16 protein-coding genes are annotated in these 16,246 nt (G+C 67.7%); 11 read left to right on the top strand and 5 right to left on the bottom strand.

What is annotated here, in order from left to right; genetic code table 11:
- Nucleotides 1-24: 24 nt before the first annotated feature.
- The gene (locus Q0627_RS00980) at nucleotides 25-342 is read right to left on the bottom strand and encodes a hypothetical protein (RefSeq protein ID WP_291011202.1); all 318 of its coding nucleotides are present in this window, start codon (nucleotides 340-342) and stop codon (nucleotides 25-27) included.
- 45 nt (nucleotides 343-387) lie between these two features.
- Here Q0627_RS00980 and Q0627_RS00975 point away from each other — a divergent pair, with 45 nt between their 5' ends.
- From Q0627_RS00975 to Q0627_RS00955, 5 genes are read left to right on the top strand one after another with little or no spacing between them, the layout of a single operon-like run.
- A complete protein-coding gene (locus Q0627_RS00975) occupies nucleotides 388-1,017 on the top strand; it encodes a DUF4178 domain-containing protein (protein ID WP_291011205.1) in 630 nt (209 codons plus the stop codon).
- The gene (locus Q0627_RS00970; RefSeq protein ID WP_291011208.1) at nucleotides 1,017-1,592 is read left to right on the top strand and encodes a DUF2617 family protein; all 576 of its coding nucleotides are present in this window, start codon (nucleotides 1,017-1,019) and stop codon (nucleotides 1,590-1,592) included. Before Q0627_RS00975 ends, Q0627_RS00970 begins: the two co-directional genes overlap by 1 nt.
- A gap of 13 nt (nucleotides 1,593-1,605) precedes the next feature.
- Nucleotides 1,606-2,112, top strand: a complete 507-nt coding sequence (locus Q0627_RS00965; RefSeq protein WP_291011210.1) for a DUF4247 domain-containing protein — start codon at nucleotides 1,606-1,608, stop codon at nucleotides 2,110-2,112.
- Between the two features lie 9 nt (nucleotides 2,113-2,121).
- Complete coding sequence (locus Q0627_RS00960) at nucleotides 2,122-2,547, top strand: DUF350 domain-containing protein (protein WP_291011212.1); 426 nt, start codon at nucleotides 2,122-2,124, stop codon at nucleotides 2,545-2,547.
- Nucleotides 2,547-4,157: a polyamine aminopropyltransferase gene (locus Q0627_RS00955; RefSeq protein ID WP_291011214.1), complete on the top strand. Its 1,611-nt coding sequence runs from the start codon at nucleotides 2,547-2,549 to the stop codon at nucleotides 4,155-4,157. Before Q0627_RS00960 ends, Q0627_RS00955 begins: the two co-directional genes overlap by 1 nt.
- A gap of 10 nt (nucleotides 4,158-4,167) precedes the next feature.
- On the opposite strand, the gene Q0627_RS00950 is transcribed toward Q0627_RS00955, so the two are convergent.
- Nucleotides 4,168-5,472: a DNA polymerase III subunit delta' gene (locus tag Q0627_RS00950; protein ID WP_291011217.1), complete on the bottom strand. Its 1,305-nt coding sequence runs from the start codon at nucleotides 5,470-5,472 to the stop codon at nucleotides 4,168-4,170.
- A gap of 173 nt (nucleotides 5,473-5,645) precedes the next feature.
- Here Q0627_RS00950 and Q0627_RS00945 point away from each other — a divergent pair, with 173 nt between their 5' ends.
- From Q0627_RS00945 to Q0627_RS00935, 3 genes are read left to right on the top strand one after another with little or no spacing between them, the layout of a single operon-like run.
- Nucleotides 5,646-7,118: an adenylate/guanylate cyclase domain-containing protein gene (locus tag Q0627_RS00945; RefSeq protein WP_291011227.1), complete on the top strand. Its 1,473-nt coding sequence runs from the start codon at nucleotides 5,646-5,648 to the stop codon at nucleotides 7,116-7,118.
- A gap of 52 nt (nucleotides 7,119-7,170) precedes the next feature.
- On the top strand, nucleotides 7,171-7,434 hold the full coding sequence (locus Q0627_RS00940; RefSeq protein WP_291011220.1) for an AbrB/MazE/SpoVT family DNA-binding domain-containing protein: 264 nt from the start codon (nucleotides 7,171-7,173) through the stop codon (nucleotides 7,432-7,434).
- A complete protein-coding gene (locus Q0627_RS00935) occupies nucleotides 7,421-7,807 on the top strand; it encodes a PIN domain-containing protein (protein ID WP_291011222.1) in 387 nt (128 codons plus the stop codon). The genes Q0627_RS00940 and Q0627_RS00935 overlap by 14 nt, the downstream gene beginning before the upstream one ends.
- Before the next feature lie 17 nt (nucleotides 7,808-7,824).
- On the opposite strand, the gene topA is transcribed toward Q0627_RS00935, so the two are convergent.
- The 3 genes from topA to Q0627_RS00920 all read right to left on the bottom strand — a co-directional run bounded on the left by topA (nucleotide 7,825) and on the right by Q0627_RS00920 (nucleotide 12,171).
- On the bottom strand, nucleotides 7,825-10,956 hold the full coding sequence (gene topA, locus Q0627_RS00930) for a type I DNA topoisomerase (protein WP_298807200.1): 3,132 nt from the start codon (nucleotides 10,954-10,956) through the stop codon (nucleotides 7,825-7,827).
- A gap of 262 nt (nucleotides 10,957-11,218) precedes the next feature.
- Nucleotides 11,219-11,839 carry a hypothetical protein gene (locus Q0627_RS00925; RefSeq protein ID WP_291016604.1) on the bottom strand — a complete coding sequence of 207 codons (621 nt, stop codon included), beginning with the start codon at nucleotides 11,837-11,839 and terminating at the stop codon, nucleotides 11,219-11,221.
- A 128-nt stretch (nucleotides 11,840-11,967) separates the two neighbouring features.
- Nucleotides 11,968-12,171, bottom strand: coding sequence for a cold-shock protein (locus Q0627_RS00920; RefSeq protein ID WP_005193408.1), 204 nt, complete (start codon nucleotides 12,169-12,171; stop codon nucleotides 11,968-11,970).
- A 319-nt stretch (nucleotides 12,172-12,490) separates the two neighbouring features.
- Between Q0627_RS00920 and Q0627_RS00915 the strand changes: the two genes are divergently transcribed.
- From Q0627_RS00915 to Q0627_RS00905, 3 genes are all read left to right on the top strand, one after another.
- Nucleotides 12,491-14,896 carry a DEAD/DEAH box helicase gene (locus tag Q0627_RS00915; RefSeq protein WP_291016591.1) on the top strand — a complete coding sequence of 802 codons (2,406 nt, stop codon included), beginning with the start codon at nucleotides 12,491-12,493 and terminating at the stop codon, nucleotides 14,894-14,896.
- 134 nt (nucleotides 14,897-15,030) lie between these two features.
- On the top strand, nucleotides 15,031-15,582 hold the full coding sequence (locus Q0627_RS00910) for a hypothetical protein (RefSeq protein WP_291016589.1): 552 nt from the start codon (nucleotides 15,031-15,033) through the stop codon (nucleotides 15,580-15,582).
- A gap of 106 nt (nucleotides 15,583-15,688) precedes the next feature.
- On the top strand, nucleotides 15,689-16,246 hold a 558-nt coding region (locus tag Q0627_RS00905; RefSeq protein WP_298807187.1), incomplete at its 3' end, for an amidase family protein.

The raw sequence follows: 16,246 nt of genomic DNA, 5'->3' as shown, positions 1-16,246 counted from the left end.
CAGGTTTACGGCGCGGCGCAACCCTCAACCGACGGTGAACTCGTCGCTGCGGCCTATGCCCGACAGCCGGCCGCCGCCCCAGCTTCCGCTGCTGTAGGACTCGGCGATCGCCGTATAGGTGCCCGGACCGATGTCGACGGTCAGGGTCGCGGACGGCGCGATCACGCCCAGGAATTCCGGGGCGCAGCCGGCGGCGGCGAGGAAGACGCGGGCGTGTGCGTACTCGCCTGCGTCAGCGACCGGGGCCGCCCAAGTCACCGAGAGCCGCCCTGAGTCGACCACTGTCCGCACGGTCAGCGCGGCCGTCCCGGCGGGCTCGGCTTGTCGTCTCCACAGTCGCACAAGCGCCAGGCTACTGCCTCTCGGACCCACAGTATTGTCGACGCAATGGAGTACCTGCTGATCGTCGCCGTGGCACTGCTCGCGATCATTGCGGTCGTCGTCATCTTCAACTATCTGGGAAACCGTCAGGCCCGGCAGGCACAGGCCGATTCGGTGGCCGCACGAGCGTACGCTCCGCGCGACCCTTTCGCCGGCGCCGACGACGACGCGGTCCACGGCAACCCGCGCAACCTCGTGCCGGGCGACATGATCGACATCCGCGGCACCACCTACGCCGTCCGGGGCACGCTGCGGCTGAGCCAGGACGGCTACGAGTGGACCGAGAACTTCGTCGACACCGGGACCGGCCGAAAGAGCTGGATCTCGGTCGAGGACGATCCCGACCTCGAGGTGGTGCTCTGGCAGGAACTGGGCCCGCACACAATCAGCCCGGGCCCATACACCCTCGACCTCGACGGCCGCCGCTACGCCTCCGCCGAGTCCGGCCAGGCGCGGTTCACCTCCACCGGTACCACCGGCGTAGCGCCGAGCGGTCTCATGGCCTATCACGACTATGAAAGCGGGGACCGGCGGTTGTCGTTCGAGAACTTCGGCAGCGGTTGGGAGGCCGCGCGCGGCGAGGTGCTGCACCACACCGACTACCGCATCTATCCGTCGACCACCCGGGGCATGTGATGACTCCCCTGGTACCGGGCACACCGCCCCCGCAAACCGAACTGCCCGTCGCCTACGCCGATACGTGCGCGAGCGCGCTCGGGTTCTCCCTCACCACACCCCTGCAGGAACCGCTGGCCCAGGTCGACGGCATGGTGGCCGGTCTGCCCGTGTCGTTACGGTTGCTCGGCGCCAGCCATCAGGTGCTTGTCGGGCAGTCCGCGCATCTGCTGGAGACCGTCGCCTGCCTGCCCGATGTCACCTCGGATCTGCCGTTGTCGTTCCAGGAATCGGGCTACTACTTCAATGCCCGCACCGACATAGTGGGCGCCGATGCCCTGGCCACTATCGTGGAGACCATTGTCCGCGAGGCCGACGAGCATCACAGCCGCGGCCTGCCCGCGCTTGTCGGACGATTCCCCGGATCGCCGCTCGCGCTCACCGCCGTACTCGCGGGCCCGGGCGCGGACACGCCCGGGTCGCAGGCACTGGTCGTCTGGCGCACCTGGCACACATATCCGCAGACCGGCGAGGTCGTCGTCACGTCGAGCTCGCTGTGGCGCGGCGGACCGGCACACAGCGAGGCACAGTCGTGAACCGGGCGCAGCGATGACCCCGGGCACCCCGGATCCCAGGCACCGGCTCAACCGGATCCGCAACATCATCATCGGCGTGATCATCGTGGTCGCGGCGCTGGCGATGACCGCCACCTGCACCGCCGACGTCACGCGCAGCGGGGCACGCAACTACGTGACGTCGCACTATTCACACCATGCCGCCCTCGATGAGGGTGCGGTGAAAGCGTACGTCGCCGACGGCTCACCGGCGACGGTCGCCGCGCAGATCCGCAATGCGGAGAAACCCATCGACCAGCGCACGGCCACCCCTGCCACACTGACGACCGGCGGACAGTCCGGCACCTTCCTGCAGTACCCCGACTACGTGATCGGCCTCTTCGACTACGGGACCGACCAGACGCGGGTGATGGTCAGCAAGGACTACACCACGGGATACACCCACTATCACAATTACGTGGGCAGGCACTGGGTGCCGACACCGGCGTATTCGGGGTCCGGCAGCAGCAATCGAGGCGGCGGCAGTGGCAGCGGCAAGTAGAGGAGAACAATGCTCGACAATCTGATCGAGAACTCGTATTCGGCTGCCGCGTACGCGGGTGTCGGGGTGGTGCTGATGGCGGTGTCGTTCGTCGTGATCGACGCGCTCACGCCGGGCAGACTGAGCGACCACCTGTGGGGCGCGCGCAACCGCAACGCCGCGGTGCTGGTCAGTTCCAACCTGGCCGGCGAGGCGATCATCGTGGCTGCGGCCATCGTCGCGAGCGAGGGCGGTCTCGGTGAGGGGCTTATCTACACGATCGTGTACGCGCTGATCGGGCTGGCCGTCATGGCGCTGGCGTTCGTGCTGGTCGACCTGCTCACCCCCGGGAAGCTCGGTGAGATCCTGCTGGAGGAGAACCCGCATCCGGCGGTCTGGGTGCACGCCACCCTGCATGTGGCGATCGGTGTGATCGTCGCCGTGTCGATCCTGTAGTGAGCAGCGACGTCGGCTCACCGGGTTTCGAGGCCCGGTCGCCGGGCGACCTCGCACCTCAACCGCCGCGGGGGTGGCTCGGGGGTCGCGGATTCGCCCGTGCCGCCCTGTTGGCCGTCGTCTTCGTGTGCGCCGCGTGCGGTCTGGTGTACGAACTCGCGCTGGTGTCGCTCGGTTCGTACCTGATCGGCAACACCGCCACGCAGGCCTCGATCGTGCTGTCGGTGATGGTGTTCGCGATGGGTGTCGGGTCGCTCGCCGCCAAGCCGCTGCAGCGACACGCGACGATCGCGTTCGCGGTGATCGAGCTGTCGCTGGCTTTGCTCGGCGGGTTGTCGGTGATGGCGCTGTACTGGGCGTTCGCCTATCTGGAGCTGTACACGCCGGCCCTGGTGGTGGTGGCGTTCGTGCTCGGTCTGCTGATCGGCGCCGAGATCCCGCTGCTGATGGTGCTGCTGCAGAAGATCCGCAGGCAGGACGCCGGGTCGGCGGTGGCTGACATGTTCGCCGTCGACTACATCGGCGCGCTCGTCGGCGGGCTGTGTTTCCCGTTCCTGCTGCTGCCGTGGTTCGGGCAGCTTCGCGGGGCGATCATCGTCGGACTCGTCAATGCCGTCGCGGGCTGTTTTCTGGTGTTCGTGGTGTTCCGGCGGTCGTTGCGACCGCCCGTCGCGACCATGCTGGGAGCCGGTGCTGCCGCGGTGATCGTGGTGCTCGTGGCGGCACTGGTGCTGTCCGGGCGGTTCGAGGTCACCGCACGTCAGGCGCTGTTCCGCGACCCGATCGTCGCTGCCGAACGCACCCCGTACCAGGACATCGTCATCACCGAACGTCAGACCTCGGCCGGACCCGACACGAGGCTGTTCCTCAACGGCGACCTGCAGTTCTCCTCGATCGACGAGTACCGCTATCACGAGGCGCTGGTGCATCCGGCGCAGATCCACCCGGGCGATTCGGTGCTGATCCTGGGCGGCGGCGACGGTCTGGCGCTGCGGGAGGTGCTGGCTTACCCGGATGTCCGCGCCGCCACGCTCGTCGAACTCGACCCCGAGATGATCTCGCTGGCCCGCCACGATCGACGGCTGCGCACACTCAACCGGGGGTCGATGTCCGATCCGCGCGCGACCATCGTCGCCGCGGATGCGTTCTCGTGGCTGCGCAAGAGCCGGCAGTTGTACGACGTGATCATCATCGACATGCCCGACCCGGATGAATCGGCGACGGCCAAACTGTATTCGGTGGAGTTCTACGCGCTGGCCAAGGCTCACCTGGCCGTGGGCGGGCGGATGGTGGTGCAGGCCGGCTCACCGTACTTCGCGCCGCGCTCGTTCTGGTGCATCGTGGCCACCCTGCGGGCCGCGGACCTGCACACCATCCCGTACCACGTCGATGTGCCGTCGTTCGGGGACTGGGGTTTCGTGCTGGCGAGCGACAGTCCCGTCTGGCCGACGATGTACCAGAAGCATCCACCGCTGCGATTTCTCACCGAGGACGTGCTGACCGCCGCCACCACGTTCCCGAAGGACCGCGACAAACTGGACGTGCCGGCGTCGACGCTGATGGACCCCAGGATCCTGCGGTACGCCCAATCCGAATGGAGCTTGTACTAGGGCGTGTCTCCTATGGCCGCCGCATCTCCAGATTCACCTTCGCGACCATCGCGTCGAGGGCGAATTTGGGTTTGACGTTCTGGTCCAGGGCCTCGCGGCACTCCAGGACGGCATCGACGCAGCGCAGGAGCTGCTCGGGGCTCGCATATCCGGCCATTCCGGTGACGATGGAGTCGGTCTTGTCGGGGTGCATCGCGGTGACGTGGGCACCCATCGACAGCAACAGCGCATCACGGAACAGGGCGGCGAGATCGACGAGGGCCCGATCGAGGACGTCGCGCCCGACGCGGGTGGCACGGGATTTCTGCCGTTTCTCCAGGTCCTTGAGGGCGCCGGCGCTGCCGCGCGGCATGCGGGCGGTGCCCTTGCCCTCACCACCGGCACCGAGTGCCGTCTTGAACTCTTCGAGTTCGGCGGCGTCGAGCTGGGCGCTGAGCGCTTTGGCGGCCTCGTCGGCGGACCGGACGAGCGCCTCGGCCGCGGCGTAGGCGGTGGAGTCGCGGGTGGCGGCCCGGGCCAGACCGAGAGCCTGTTCGCGCTGGGCGACGGCGTCGTCGTCGGTGGCCAGACGTTTGGCACGGCCGACGTGACCGCCGCACACCGACGCCGCCCAGCGGGCCTTGGCCTCGTCGATGCCGTCGCGCTCGATCAGGACCCGGGCGATGGCGTCGACCGCGGGAGCGCCGAGCGCGACGTGCCGACAGCGCGAGCGCAGGGTGACCGAGATGTCCTCGGGATCGACCGACGGCGCGCACAGCAGGAACACGGTCCGCGCGGGCGGCTCCTCGACAACCTTGAGCAGCGCGTTCGCCGCGGACTCGGTGAGCCGGTCGGCGTCCTCGACGATGACGATCTGCCAGCGGCCGGTACCGGGACGGCGCGAGGCCAGCTGCACGATGTCGCGGACGACGGCCACCGACAGGCTCAGGCCGTCGGGGACGACGTGGCGGACATCGGCGTGGGTCTCGGCCATCACGGTCACGCAGGCGCGGCACTCGCCGCAGCCGACATCGGCGGGGTCGCCGGCCTGGCACTGCAGGGCGGCGGCGAAGGCGGTGGCCGCCACCGACCGGCCCGATCCGGGTGGTCCGGTGAACAACCAGGCGTGCGTCATCGACGCCCGCGACGCGGCATCGAACGCATCGGTCGCGGCGCCGTCGGCGCCGGGGTCGGGGTCGGGGTCGGCGAACATCGACACCGCACCGGCGGCGGCCTCGTCGAGCCGGGCCGCGACACCCCGTGCCGCACGCGCGGCGGCGCGCAGGTCGACCTCCGCGGCACGCTGCCCGATCAGCCGATCAAAGACATTCGTCACAGTTGTTCACTGTAATCTCCTGGTCAGACTCCGCTGAACGACCGAAGAGTGTGTAACTTTTGCAAGCATCCAGCTAACGTGGTGACGTGGTAGAGCGCCGATCACAATGGTCGAAGGGCGTACACCTTGCCCGCTGGCTGGTGCACACGCCCTGGCCTCTGCTCGCCCTCGACATGCTGCGCGCCAACCTTGTCGGCGCGCTGTTCACCTTCGCGTTCCTGCGCTTCGGCATGCCCACCCAGGACGCGCTCACCTTCAACGACGTCGCCGGCACATCGCAGGCCGTGTTCATCGGCTACCTGCTGATCGCGACCATCGTCGGCGGCTACTTCACCATCCGGCTGTCGTTGCCGGTGCTGATCTGGCAACGACGGCGTTCGCGTCTCGACGACGAGTTCGCCCGGCATCGCGCCCTGCAACTGCCGGCACTGCTGACTCGTCTGAACCTGGCGATGTGGATCGTCGGCGGCAGCGTCTTCGCCATCACCAATCTGGCGGTGTCGCAGAAGAACGCGTTCATCGGGGCGGTCGCCACCCTGATCGGTGCGCTCGTGACGTGCGTGCTCGGGTATCTGCAGGTGGAGAAGGTACTGCGACCGATCACGGTCGCCGCGATGGCCAACGACCCGGACAGCGCGTCGGCGCCGAGTATCACCACCCGCATCACCGTGTTCTGGGCGGTCAGCGTCGGGGTTCCGCTGGCCGTCATCGTGCTGCTGATCACGCTGGAACGACTCGACTGGGTCAACACCGACGCCGTCGGGATCCAGCGTCCGATCGTGTGGATGGCCACCGCCGCGCTCATCTTCAGCACAATCGCCATCACCCGCGTGGTCGGGGCTATCAACGACCCCATCAAACAGCTCCGCAAGGCACAGAACGAGGTGTCGGCGGGCAACCTCAACGCGTCGGTGAAGATCTACGACGGCAGCGACCTGGGCCTGTTGCAGGCCGGGTTCAACGACATGGTCGCCGACCTGCGCGAACGCCAGGACCTGCGCAACCTGTTCGGCCGCTACGTCGGTGAGGACGTGGCCCGCCGGGCGATCGAGACGGGCACCGAACTCGGCGGCGAGGAACGCTACGTCGGGGTGTTGTTCGTCGACATCGTCGGCTCGACGCGGCTGGCCGTCGACCATCCGCCGCGTGAAGTGGTGGAACTGCTCAACGAGTTCTTCCGGGTGGTGGTGTCGGTCGTCGGCAAGCACGGCGGCTTCGTCAACAAGTTCCAGGGCGACGCCGCCCTCGCCATCTTCGGCGCCCCGCTCGACCTCGACGACTTCTCCGGATGCGCCCTCGCCGCGGCCCGCGAACTGCGCGAGGAGCTGTACCACTCACTCGGCGACACCGACATCGGTATCGGCGTCTCGGCGGGCAAGGCCATCGCCGGGCACATCGGCTCCGAGCAACGCCTGGAGTACACGGTGATCGGCGACCCGGTGAACGAGGCCGCCCGGCTCACCGAACTCGCCAAGGACGAGCCGACGCGGGTCCTCGGTTCGGCGCGCGCGGTGTTCCTGGCCTCGGCGGAGGAGTCGACGCACTGGGAGATCGGCGAGGGCGTCGAGTTGCGTGGCCGCGGCATCGAAACCCTCCTCGCCCGGCCCCACGAGGTGCCCACCGACCCGACCGCAGACGAGAATTGACCAGGCCGGCGTTACCGTTGCCGGCACTCCTTACTTTACTTAGAATCCTTACATGACATCAATGTATGCGACTATTACCTCGAAAGGACAGATCACGCTGCCCGCCGAGGCCCGGCGCGCGCTGGGTCTACACGCGGGGCAGAAGGTCAGTGTCCGGGTGGAAGGCAACTCGCTCGTGATCGACGCACCGCAGAGCATCGATACATTGCGCGCACGGATCCGGAAGGAAGCTGTCGAGCACGGCACGTGGGGCACGATCCCGACCGCGGGCGATGGCTGGACCGCACGCGCCGAGGACTTCCGTGCCGACAATTGATACCAACATCATCCTGCGCTGGTTGCTCGACGATGTTCCCGAGCACACCGCTGCGGCGCAGCGGTTACTCGACAGCAGCAACTGTGTTGTTCCGGACGTGGTGCTGACCGAGACCGTCTACGTCCTGGAACGCGTTATGCGGCTCTCTCGGGACACCATCGCCGATTCCATCGACGCGGTTCTCGCGATCGCCAACCTCGACGTGAACCGAGCTGTCTGGCAGGACGCACTCACCGGCTACCGCACGCGACCCAAACTTTCGATCACCGACACTTACCTGGCCTCCCTGGCGAACCTGACCGGAAACACCCCGCTGTACACGTTTGACCGCAAGCTGGCGAACCAGACCAGTGCCGCTCAACTACTGCACTGACTCCGATCAACGCCGGTTCACCAGGGTGGCGTCGTGTCGTCGGCGACGGCCTTCTTGGCCGCTGTCGTCTTCCTCGCGGTAGTGGTCTTCTTCGCCGCCGCGGTCTTGGTAGCGGTCGTTTTCCTGGTTGCGGTCGTCTTCTTCGCCGCGGTGGTCTTCGCGGCCGTGGTCTTCGTAGCCGTGGTCTTCTTGGCCGCAGTCACCTTGGCCGCTGTGGTCTTCTTGGCTGCTGTCGTCTTCTTGGCCGCTGTGGTCTTCTTAGCCGCGGTGGTCTTCTTGGTGACTGTCTTCTTGGCGGCCTTCTTCACCGGGCCGCGGGCGCGACGATCGGCGAGAAGTTCCATCGCCCGCTCGGGGGTGATGGTGGCGACCTCGTCACCCTTGCGCAGACTGGCGTTGGTCTCGCCGTCGGTGACGTACGGACCGAAGCGGCCATCCTTGATGACCATCGGCTTCTCGCTGACCGAGTCGTTGCCCAGCTCACGCAGCGGCGGTGCGGCGGCCTGTCGGCCACGTCGCTTGGGTTCGGCGTAGAGCTTGAGCGCGTCGTCGAGGGTGACCGTGAACAGCTGGTCCTCGCCGGCCAGCGAACGCGAGTCGGTGCCCTTCTTCAGATACGGGCCGTAGCGGCCGTTCTGCGCGGTGATCTCCTCACCCGAGGCCGGGTCGACGCCGACGGTCCGCGGCAGCGACAGCAGCTTGAGCGCGTCGTCGAGGGTGACCGTGGCGATGTCCATCGTCTTGAACAGCGATCCGGTGCGCGGTTTGGGGCCGGCCTTCTTGGCCACCTTCTTGGCGGTCCTGCGGACCGTCTTGGTGGCCGTGGTGGTCGCGCCCGTGCCGGCGGGCGCATCGAGCGGCACCACGTCGGCACCGGTTCCGCCGTCACGCGGCGTGGGTCCGGCCGGGATGGTGAGCGGCTCGCCACCCTCTCCCTTGTCACCGTCATCGTCGTCGTCGGCCGGCAGGATCTCGGTGACGTACGGCCCGAACCGGCCTTCCTTGGCGACGATCTGATGACCACTGAGCGGGTCGACGCCGAGCACCCGCCCCTCCTGCGGGGTGGCGAACAGCTTCTCGGCGACCTCGATGGTCAGCTCGTCCGGGGTCATCTCGGCGGGCAGGTTGGCCCGCTGCAACTCCTCCGGAGCATCGGGACCGGCGACGTTGCGTTCGAGGTACGGCCCGAACCGGCCGACCCGCACGAACACCGGGCGGCCCTGGTCGTCGTCGAACAGTTTGATGGAGTTGACCTCGCGGGCGTCGATCTCCTCGAGGTTGACACCGACGAGTTTCTTGAGGCCGCCGGTCCGCGCGATGTCGGATTTGGCGGTGTCACGGCCGAAATAGAACTCGGTGAGCCAGTCGGTGCGGTTCTCGTTGCCAGAGGCGATCTGGTCGAGATCGTCCTCCAGCGAGGCGGTGAAGTCGTAGTCAACGAGGCTGTGGAAATAGCCTTCGAGCAGCCCGACCACGGCGAACGCCACCCATGACGGGACCAGCGCACTGCCCTTCTTGACCACATAGCCACGGTCCTGGATGGTGCCGATGATCGAGGCGTATGTGGACGGGCGGCCGATGCCGAGCTCTTCGAGCACTTTCACCAGCGATGCCTCGGTGAACCGGGCGGGCGGGTTGGTGGAGTGGCCGTCGGCGGTGAGATCGGCCGCGGTCAGGCCCTGCCTCTGCACCAGGTTGGGCAGGCGGGACTCGGCGTCGTCGGCCTGGCCGCCGGTCTGCTCGTCGACCGTCTCGACGTAGGCCAGCAGGAAGCCGGGGAAGGTGATGGTGCGCCCCGACGCGGCGAACGTCGCGGTCTCCCCTGACGCCGCGGTGCCCGAGATCCGCAGGCTCATCGTGGTGCCCTTGGCGTCGGCCATCTGCGAGGAGACGGTGCGCTGCCAGATCAGCTCGTACAGCCGGAACTCGTCGGTGTCGAGCTGCGCTGCCACCTGGCCGGGGGTACGGAAGGTCTCGCCGGCCGGACGGATCGCCTCGTGCGCCTCTTGCGCGTTCTTCACCTTGCGGGTGTACTGGCGCGGGGTGGCGTGCACGTACTGCGCTCCGTACAGGTCGGCGGCCTGGGCGCGCGCGGCGCTGATCGCCGACTCGCTCAGCGTCGTCGAGTCGGTACGCATGTAGGTGATGTAGCCGTTCTCGTACAGACGCTGCGCGATCCGCATGGTGCGGTCGGAGGTGAAGCGCAGTTTGCGGCCGGCCTCCTGCTGCAGCGTCGAGGTCATGAACGGCGCGTACGGCTTGCGGGTGTACGGCTTCTCCTCGACGGAGGCCACCGTCAGCGCTGCCCCCTGCAGGCCCGCGGCCAGGGCCCGGGCGCGGGCCTCGTCGAGGACGACGACACCGTCGGTCTTCTTCAGCCGACCGGTGGAATCGAAGTCGCGGCCGGTGGCCACACGGGCGTCATCGACGCCGACGAGCCGGGCGGAGAAGGTCTGCGGAGTGGCGTCCTCTCCCGCGTCCAGGGTCGCGGCGATGTCCCAGTAGTCGGCGGAGGTGAATGCCATCCGCTCACGCTCACGGTCGACGATGATGCGGGTGGCCACCGACTGCACGCGGCCCGCCGACAGCTTCGGCATGACCTTCTTCCACAGCACCGGCGAGACCTCGTAGCCGTACAGGCGGTCGAGGATGCGCCGGGTCTCCTGGGCGTCGACGAGGTCGTTGTCGAGGTCGCGCGGGTTGTCGGCGGCGGCGCGGATCGCCGGTTCGGTGATCTCGTGGAACACCATCCGCTTGACCGGGATCCGCGGTTTGAGCGTTTCGAGCAGATGCCAGGCGATCGCCTCGCCCTCGCGGTCACCGTCCGTCGCCAGGTAGAGCTCGTCGACGTCCTTGAGCAGCGACTTGAGTTCGGTGACCGTCGACTTCTTGTCCGGCGACACCACGTACAGCGGCTCGAAGTTGTCGTCGACGTTCACCCCGAGGCGCGCCCACTTCTCGCCCTTGTAACGGGCGGGGACGTCGGCGGCGCCGCGCGGCAGGTCGCGGATGTGACCGCGGGAGGACTCGACGACGTAGTTGGGCCCCAGGTAGCCGGCGATCTTGCGAGCCTTGGTCGGTGACTCGACGATCACAAGCCGTCGAATCGCTTTCCCGCTCGCGGGCGAAGCGGTGCTGGTCTCTGCCACCGGGGGTCCTTCTCGGGTCATCTGGGGGAGGTCGGCGGGCGGTGAGCCCACCGATACGAACGTTGGTCGTCTGGAACGGTTTGTACCTTATGTATAGCGTCGTGTGCACATCACCATTACCCGGCGACGTGTCGTGTGTGACGCCAATCGACGCGAACAATATTCCTGTGTCCGGGATTTTCGCAGGTCAAAACGGTAACCCTGGTCGCAAGATTGGGACGAAAGTCCCTACCGCGTCCGGAGGGCCGCCCGCGCCAGGTTATCAGTGCGCGGCGGTATGGGCGTCGAGACCGTGCGTATCGCCCGAGCCGTGCGGCCACGCCGCGGCCGCACCGGCGATGGCGGGTGGACGTCCCACGTATTCGAGCAACCGTTGCAGACGACGGCCACCGGCGATACGCAGCGCGGGCGTGGGACCTCGCGTGCCGACGAGAGTGGGCGCGATCCCCACCCGCATCAGCGCAGTGGCGAGCGGGGCGTGCGACTCGGGAACGTGCGGATCGAGCCCGAGCAGGTAGCGGTCGCCCTCCGGTCGGCCGGCGGCCAGCACCCATAGGCGCAGCGCCCGCGGTGACGGGACCCAGCCCGCAGGCACCGCTTTGACCGCGCCCGACGTCCAGCGGCCGGCCAAGTCGTCGAGTTCGCTGCTGGGCATGGTTCGGGCCACCGGATGTCCCTCGTACGAGGCGCTGATCTCGGCCGGCAGCCCCGTGGCGAGAAGTTCGCGGACGATTGCCTGGGCACGCCATGGTTCGATGACGGCGATCGAGATGCGGGTGCCGGTGTCGGTGTGCTGGGACTGGCCGTGCGCCGCTAGCAAACCGGCGAGATCGGAGTCAGCCGGCTCGTCGATGTCCGCCGAGAATAACGACAACTGCACCACCTCACCGACCCTACTGCCCTGACGCTCATCCCACCCAGACACCGTGCTTGACCCAGATACTGAGAACCGCCCCCGACCGAAGGTCGGGAGCGGCTGCTCGAAGCGGCTTCGCAGGTGCGAATTGCTTCCTAGACGGCGCGGACGCCGGTGGCCTGCGGACCCTTGGTGCCCTGGCCGACCTCGAACTCGACGCGCTGGTTCTCCTCGAGGGTGCGGAAGCCCGAGCCCTGGATCTCCGAGTAGTGGACGAACACGTCATCGTTACCCTCGTCAGGCGCGATGAAGCCGAAGCCCTTTTCCGCGTTGAACCACTTCACAGTCCCCTGTGCCATTACTGAATCCTTTTCATGCATTCCAACTGAGCCGACGCGAGATGTACCGCGCCGTGGCCGGTTCCGACCGCCATACGTAAGAGCCCCGCGGAGAACCGCAAACCAACTTCAGTACCACGACCGCAACATCGATCTCGCTACCCCCGTGCTCCGGCGGTCTCGAAAGCTGCGACCGTCACCTAGTCAATCACGTTCCGGGCCCGGGCGATAGTCGGCGCACCAAACTGTGCATAAACCTTGCCATCTGGCGGGCTTTTCGTGCACGGGCGTAATATCGGCGTCCACGAAACCGAACAGCATACACACTGACGATCGAGTAATGCAGATCACACAACAATCGGGCGGCAGCCGGGGCCCCTCCTACGGCGAACAACTCCTCTCCCACGTCCTCTCCGGGTCCGGTATAGCGGTCGACAGTCACGTCACCGGCTCCGGCCACACCACCGACGACGTCGGGACCAAAGACCCAACGCTGACTCACCTATCTGTAATCGATTCCACCACAGCAAATTTCGCCGACTGGCCGGGATGGGTACCAAAGGCCCTTGTGCAAGCCCTGGCGCAGCAAGGGATTTCGCGGCCGTGGGTCCACCAGGCACGAGCGGCGTCCCTCGCTCATGACGGCTCGCACGTCGTCGTGAGCACGCCGACGGCATCGGGAAAGTCGCTGGCATACCAGTTGCCGATCCTCACCGCACTGCTCACCGAACCCCGTGCGACGGCGCTGTACATCGCACCCACGAAAGCACTCGGGGCCGACCAGATCCGCGCCGTCGCCACCCTGACGGCTACCCGGCCCGAATTCAGCCATTTGCAGCCGTGCGCGTACGACGGCGATACCGAACCGGACATCAGGCAGTGGGCGCGGGCGCATTCCCGCTGGATTTTCACCAATCCCGATATGTTGCACCTCGGGATTCTGTCCACCCAGACCCGCTGGCGGCACTTCTTGCGCAACCTCCGCTACGTCGTGATCGACGAATGTCACCATTATCGGGGGGTTTTCGGCTCGCACACCGGTTTGGTATTGCGCAGGCTGCTCCGGGTGGCACGGGCCGCGGGCGCGGACCCGGTGGTCATCGCCTCCAGCGCGACGGTCGCCCGGCCGGCCGAATCGCTCACCCGGCTCCTCGGTGAACCCGCGGTGGCCGTGACCGACGACGGTTCACCGCACGGCGAGCGCACCGTCGCCCTCTGGCAGCCCGGCTTCATCCCGGGCGTCACCGGTGAGAACGACGCGCCCGTCCGTCGCGCGGCCGGCGCCGAATCCGCCCGGCTCCTGGCCGATTTCGTTATCGAAGGGGCCCGTACGCTCTGCTTCACCCGCAGCCGGGTGGGCGCCGAACTCACCGCCCGCCAAGCCCGGCAGATCCTCGCCGAGGCCGCCCCCGAACTCGTCGGCAAGGTCGCCGCCTACCGGGCCGGATATCTCGCCGACGACCGCCGCGCCCTCGAACGGGCCATCAACGACGCCGAACTGACCGGCGTGGCCACCACCAACGCGCTCGAACTCGGCGTCGACATCAGCGGCCTCGACGCCGTCATCGTCGCCGGTTATCCGGGCAGCGTCGCCTCGTTCTGGCAGCAGGCCGGACGCGCGGGACGCCAGCACCACTCCGGTGATTCACTGGTGGTGCTGGTGGCGCGCGACGACCCGCTCGACACCTACCTGGTGCACCATCCCGAGGCGCTGCTCGACAAGCCCGTCGAGGCGACGGTCACCGACCCGGGCAATCCGTACATCCTGGGACCGCATCTACTATGTGCGGCAGCCGAATTGCCGCTGACCGAAAGCGATGTCGATGAGTGGGACGCCCGTGCCGTCGTCGACGAACTCACCGCTCAGGGAGCGCTCAAGCGACGCCGCGCCGGCTGGTACGTGGGTGCCGGAATAGATCCGCACGCCCAGGTGAACCTCCGTGGCGGAAGTGGTACCGAGGTACTGATCGTCGACACCAGCACCGGGCGGCTGCTGGGCACCGTCGACGCCGTCCGCGCGATGTCGACCGTCTACGCGGGCGCGGTGCACATCCATCAGGGCGAGACGTTCGTCGTCGACGAACTCGACCTCGACGACGGGCTGGCCCTGACCCATCCCGAGGAACCCGACTGGACGACGTCGGCACGCGAAACCACCGGGATATCGGTCGGCCGGGTGATCGCCGAGAACCGGTACGGACCCCTGACCGTCGCCTTCGCGGAGGTGGAGGTGACCGGTAAGGTGATCGGCTATCTGCGCACCCTACTCACCGGGGAAGTCCTCGACTCGGTCCCCCTGGACATGCCGGAGCAGACGCTGCCGACGCGGGCCGTGCTGTACACCCTCACTCCGGAAGCCCTCGCCGATGCGGGCGTCGACGCGGCAGCGGTGCCCGGCGCACTGCACGCCGCCGAGCACGCCGCAATCGGTCTGCTGCCGCTGGTGGCCACCTGCGACCGCGGCGACATCGGCGGCGTGTCCACCCTCGCGCACCCCGACACCGGGCTCCCGACGGTGTTCGTCTACGACGGCCACCTCGGCGGAGCCGGATTCGCCGAACGCGGCCACGAGGCGTTCGCCGCCTGGATCGGTGCGACACGCGAGGCCGTGAGTGCCTGCCGATGCGCGTCGGGTTGTCCGTCGTGCGTGCAGTCGCCCAAGTGCGGCAACGGAAACGAACCCCTCGACAAGGCGGGTGCGATCGCGGTGCTCACGCTGATCGAATCGCTCATCGGCACCGGCTGAGGACCTCCGCACCGACCCCCGACCGAGCGCCGGTGTGGGCGCCGCCACTCGGCTGTACAGTAAGGTCTGCGTAAAAGCTCCACGTGGCGGCCTTCGGGCATGCGGCACGCCACCACCGCTGACGAGGACACACCATGTACGACGAATCAGAGGCATCACCGCCTGTCGATTCGGCGCGGCTGATCACCACCCGTCAGCAGGTGTATTTTCTCCTCGCCCGGCCCACGACCAACACCGACGCCCTGCCCTCGACCATCGGCGAGCTGGACGTTTTCGACACCGAGGACGAGGCCCTCGACGCCCTCGACATCCACTACGCGTGGTGCGATGCGCGCCTGGACCGCACCGTCGTGACCACCGCACAGTGGTATCTGCAGAGCGCGATCGTGGGGCCGAGGCTCGCGCCGGCGCTGGGCGACGTGTACCTGGCCACCCGCGACGACACCGGCGAGCACCAGGCAGTCGCCGGCGGCTTCCTCACCGAGGGCGAGGTCATCCACTGGTCGGCATTCGTACGGGCCGTCGAACCGTTCATCCCGATCGCCGACGTCGGCAGCGACTACGGTCTGGCCTACCGCGGCGATACCACCACCCGCTTCGGGCAGTTATGGTTCACCCCGATGCGCTCGCGCCGGGTCTATCCGCGGCGGATCGTCGTCGACGAGGACGCCGACCGCATCGGCTGACGACGGTACGCGCTTCGCCGACCGGCAAACGAAGTCTTGTCTGTGGCTATCACCAAAATCTCGCTATGCCGTCCCCCGGGTCCGTCACCGCCCTACCCTGAATTCCATGAACCTCGACGAATACCGTGCGTTCGATGCCACCGAATTGGCAAGACTCGTCGTCGAGAAGGAAGTGACGCCGGTTGAGCTGCTGACACTCGCACGACGTCGCGCCGCCGATGTCAATCCGGCTCTCAACGCGATCGTCATCGACATCGACGAGGCCGACGCCCAGGCGGCCGATCCCGGGCTGAGCGGCCCGTTCGCCGGGGTGCCCTTCCTGATCAAGGACCTCGCACAGGACTATCAGGGGTATCCGACCTCGTGCGGTTCCCGATCGCTGTCGAAACTCCCCGTCGCCGAACACGCACACGTCACCCGGCGTTTCCTCGACGCCGGGCTGGTGATCTTCGGCAAGACCAACACCCCGGAGTTCGGGGCGAAGGGGATCACCGAACCCACGCTGTTCGGCCCCGCCCGCAATCCCTGGAATCCGGGCCACACGCCCGGAGGTTCGTCGGGCGGGTCGGGTGCGGCGGGGGCCGCCCGGGTCGGTCCCCCCGCCGGGGCCCCCCGCGGCGGGGGGTGGGTCCCGGTTTCCCCCCCCCGCCACCGCCCCCGGGGG

It is taken from the genome of uncultured Gordonia sp. (assembly GCF_937858515.1).
Classification (GTDB): Bacteria; Actinomycetota; Actinomycetes; order Mycobacteriales; family Mycobacteriaceae; genus Gordonia.
This window is presented reverse-complemented; position numbering and strand designations above follow the sequence as displayed.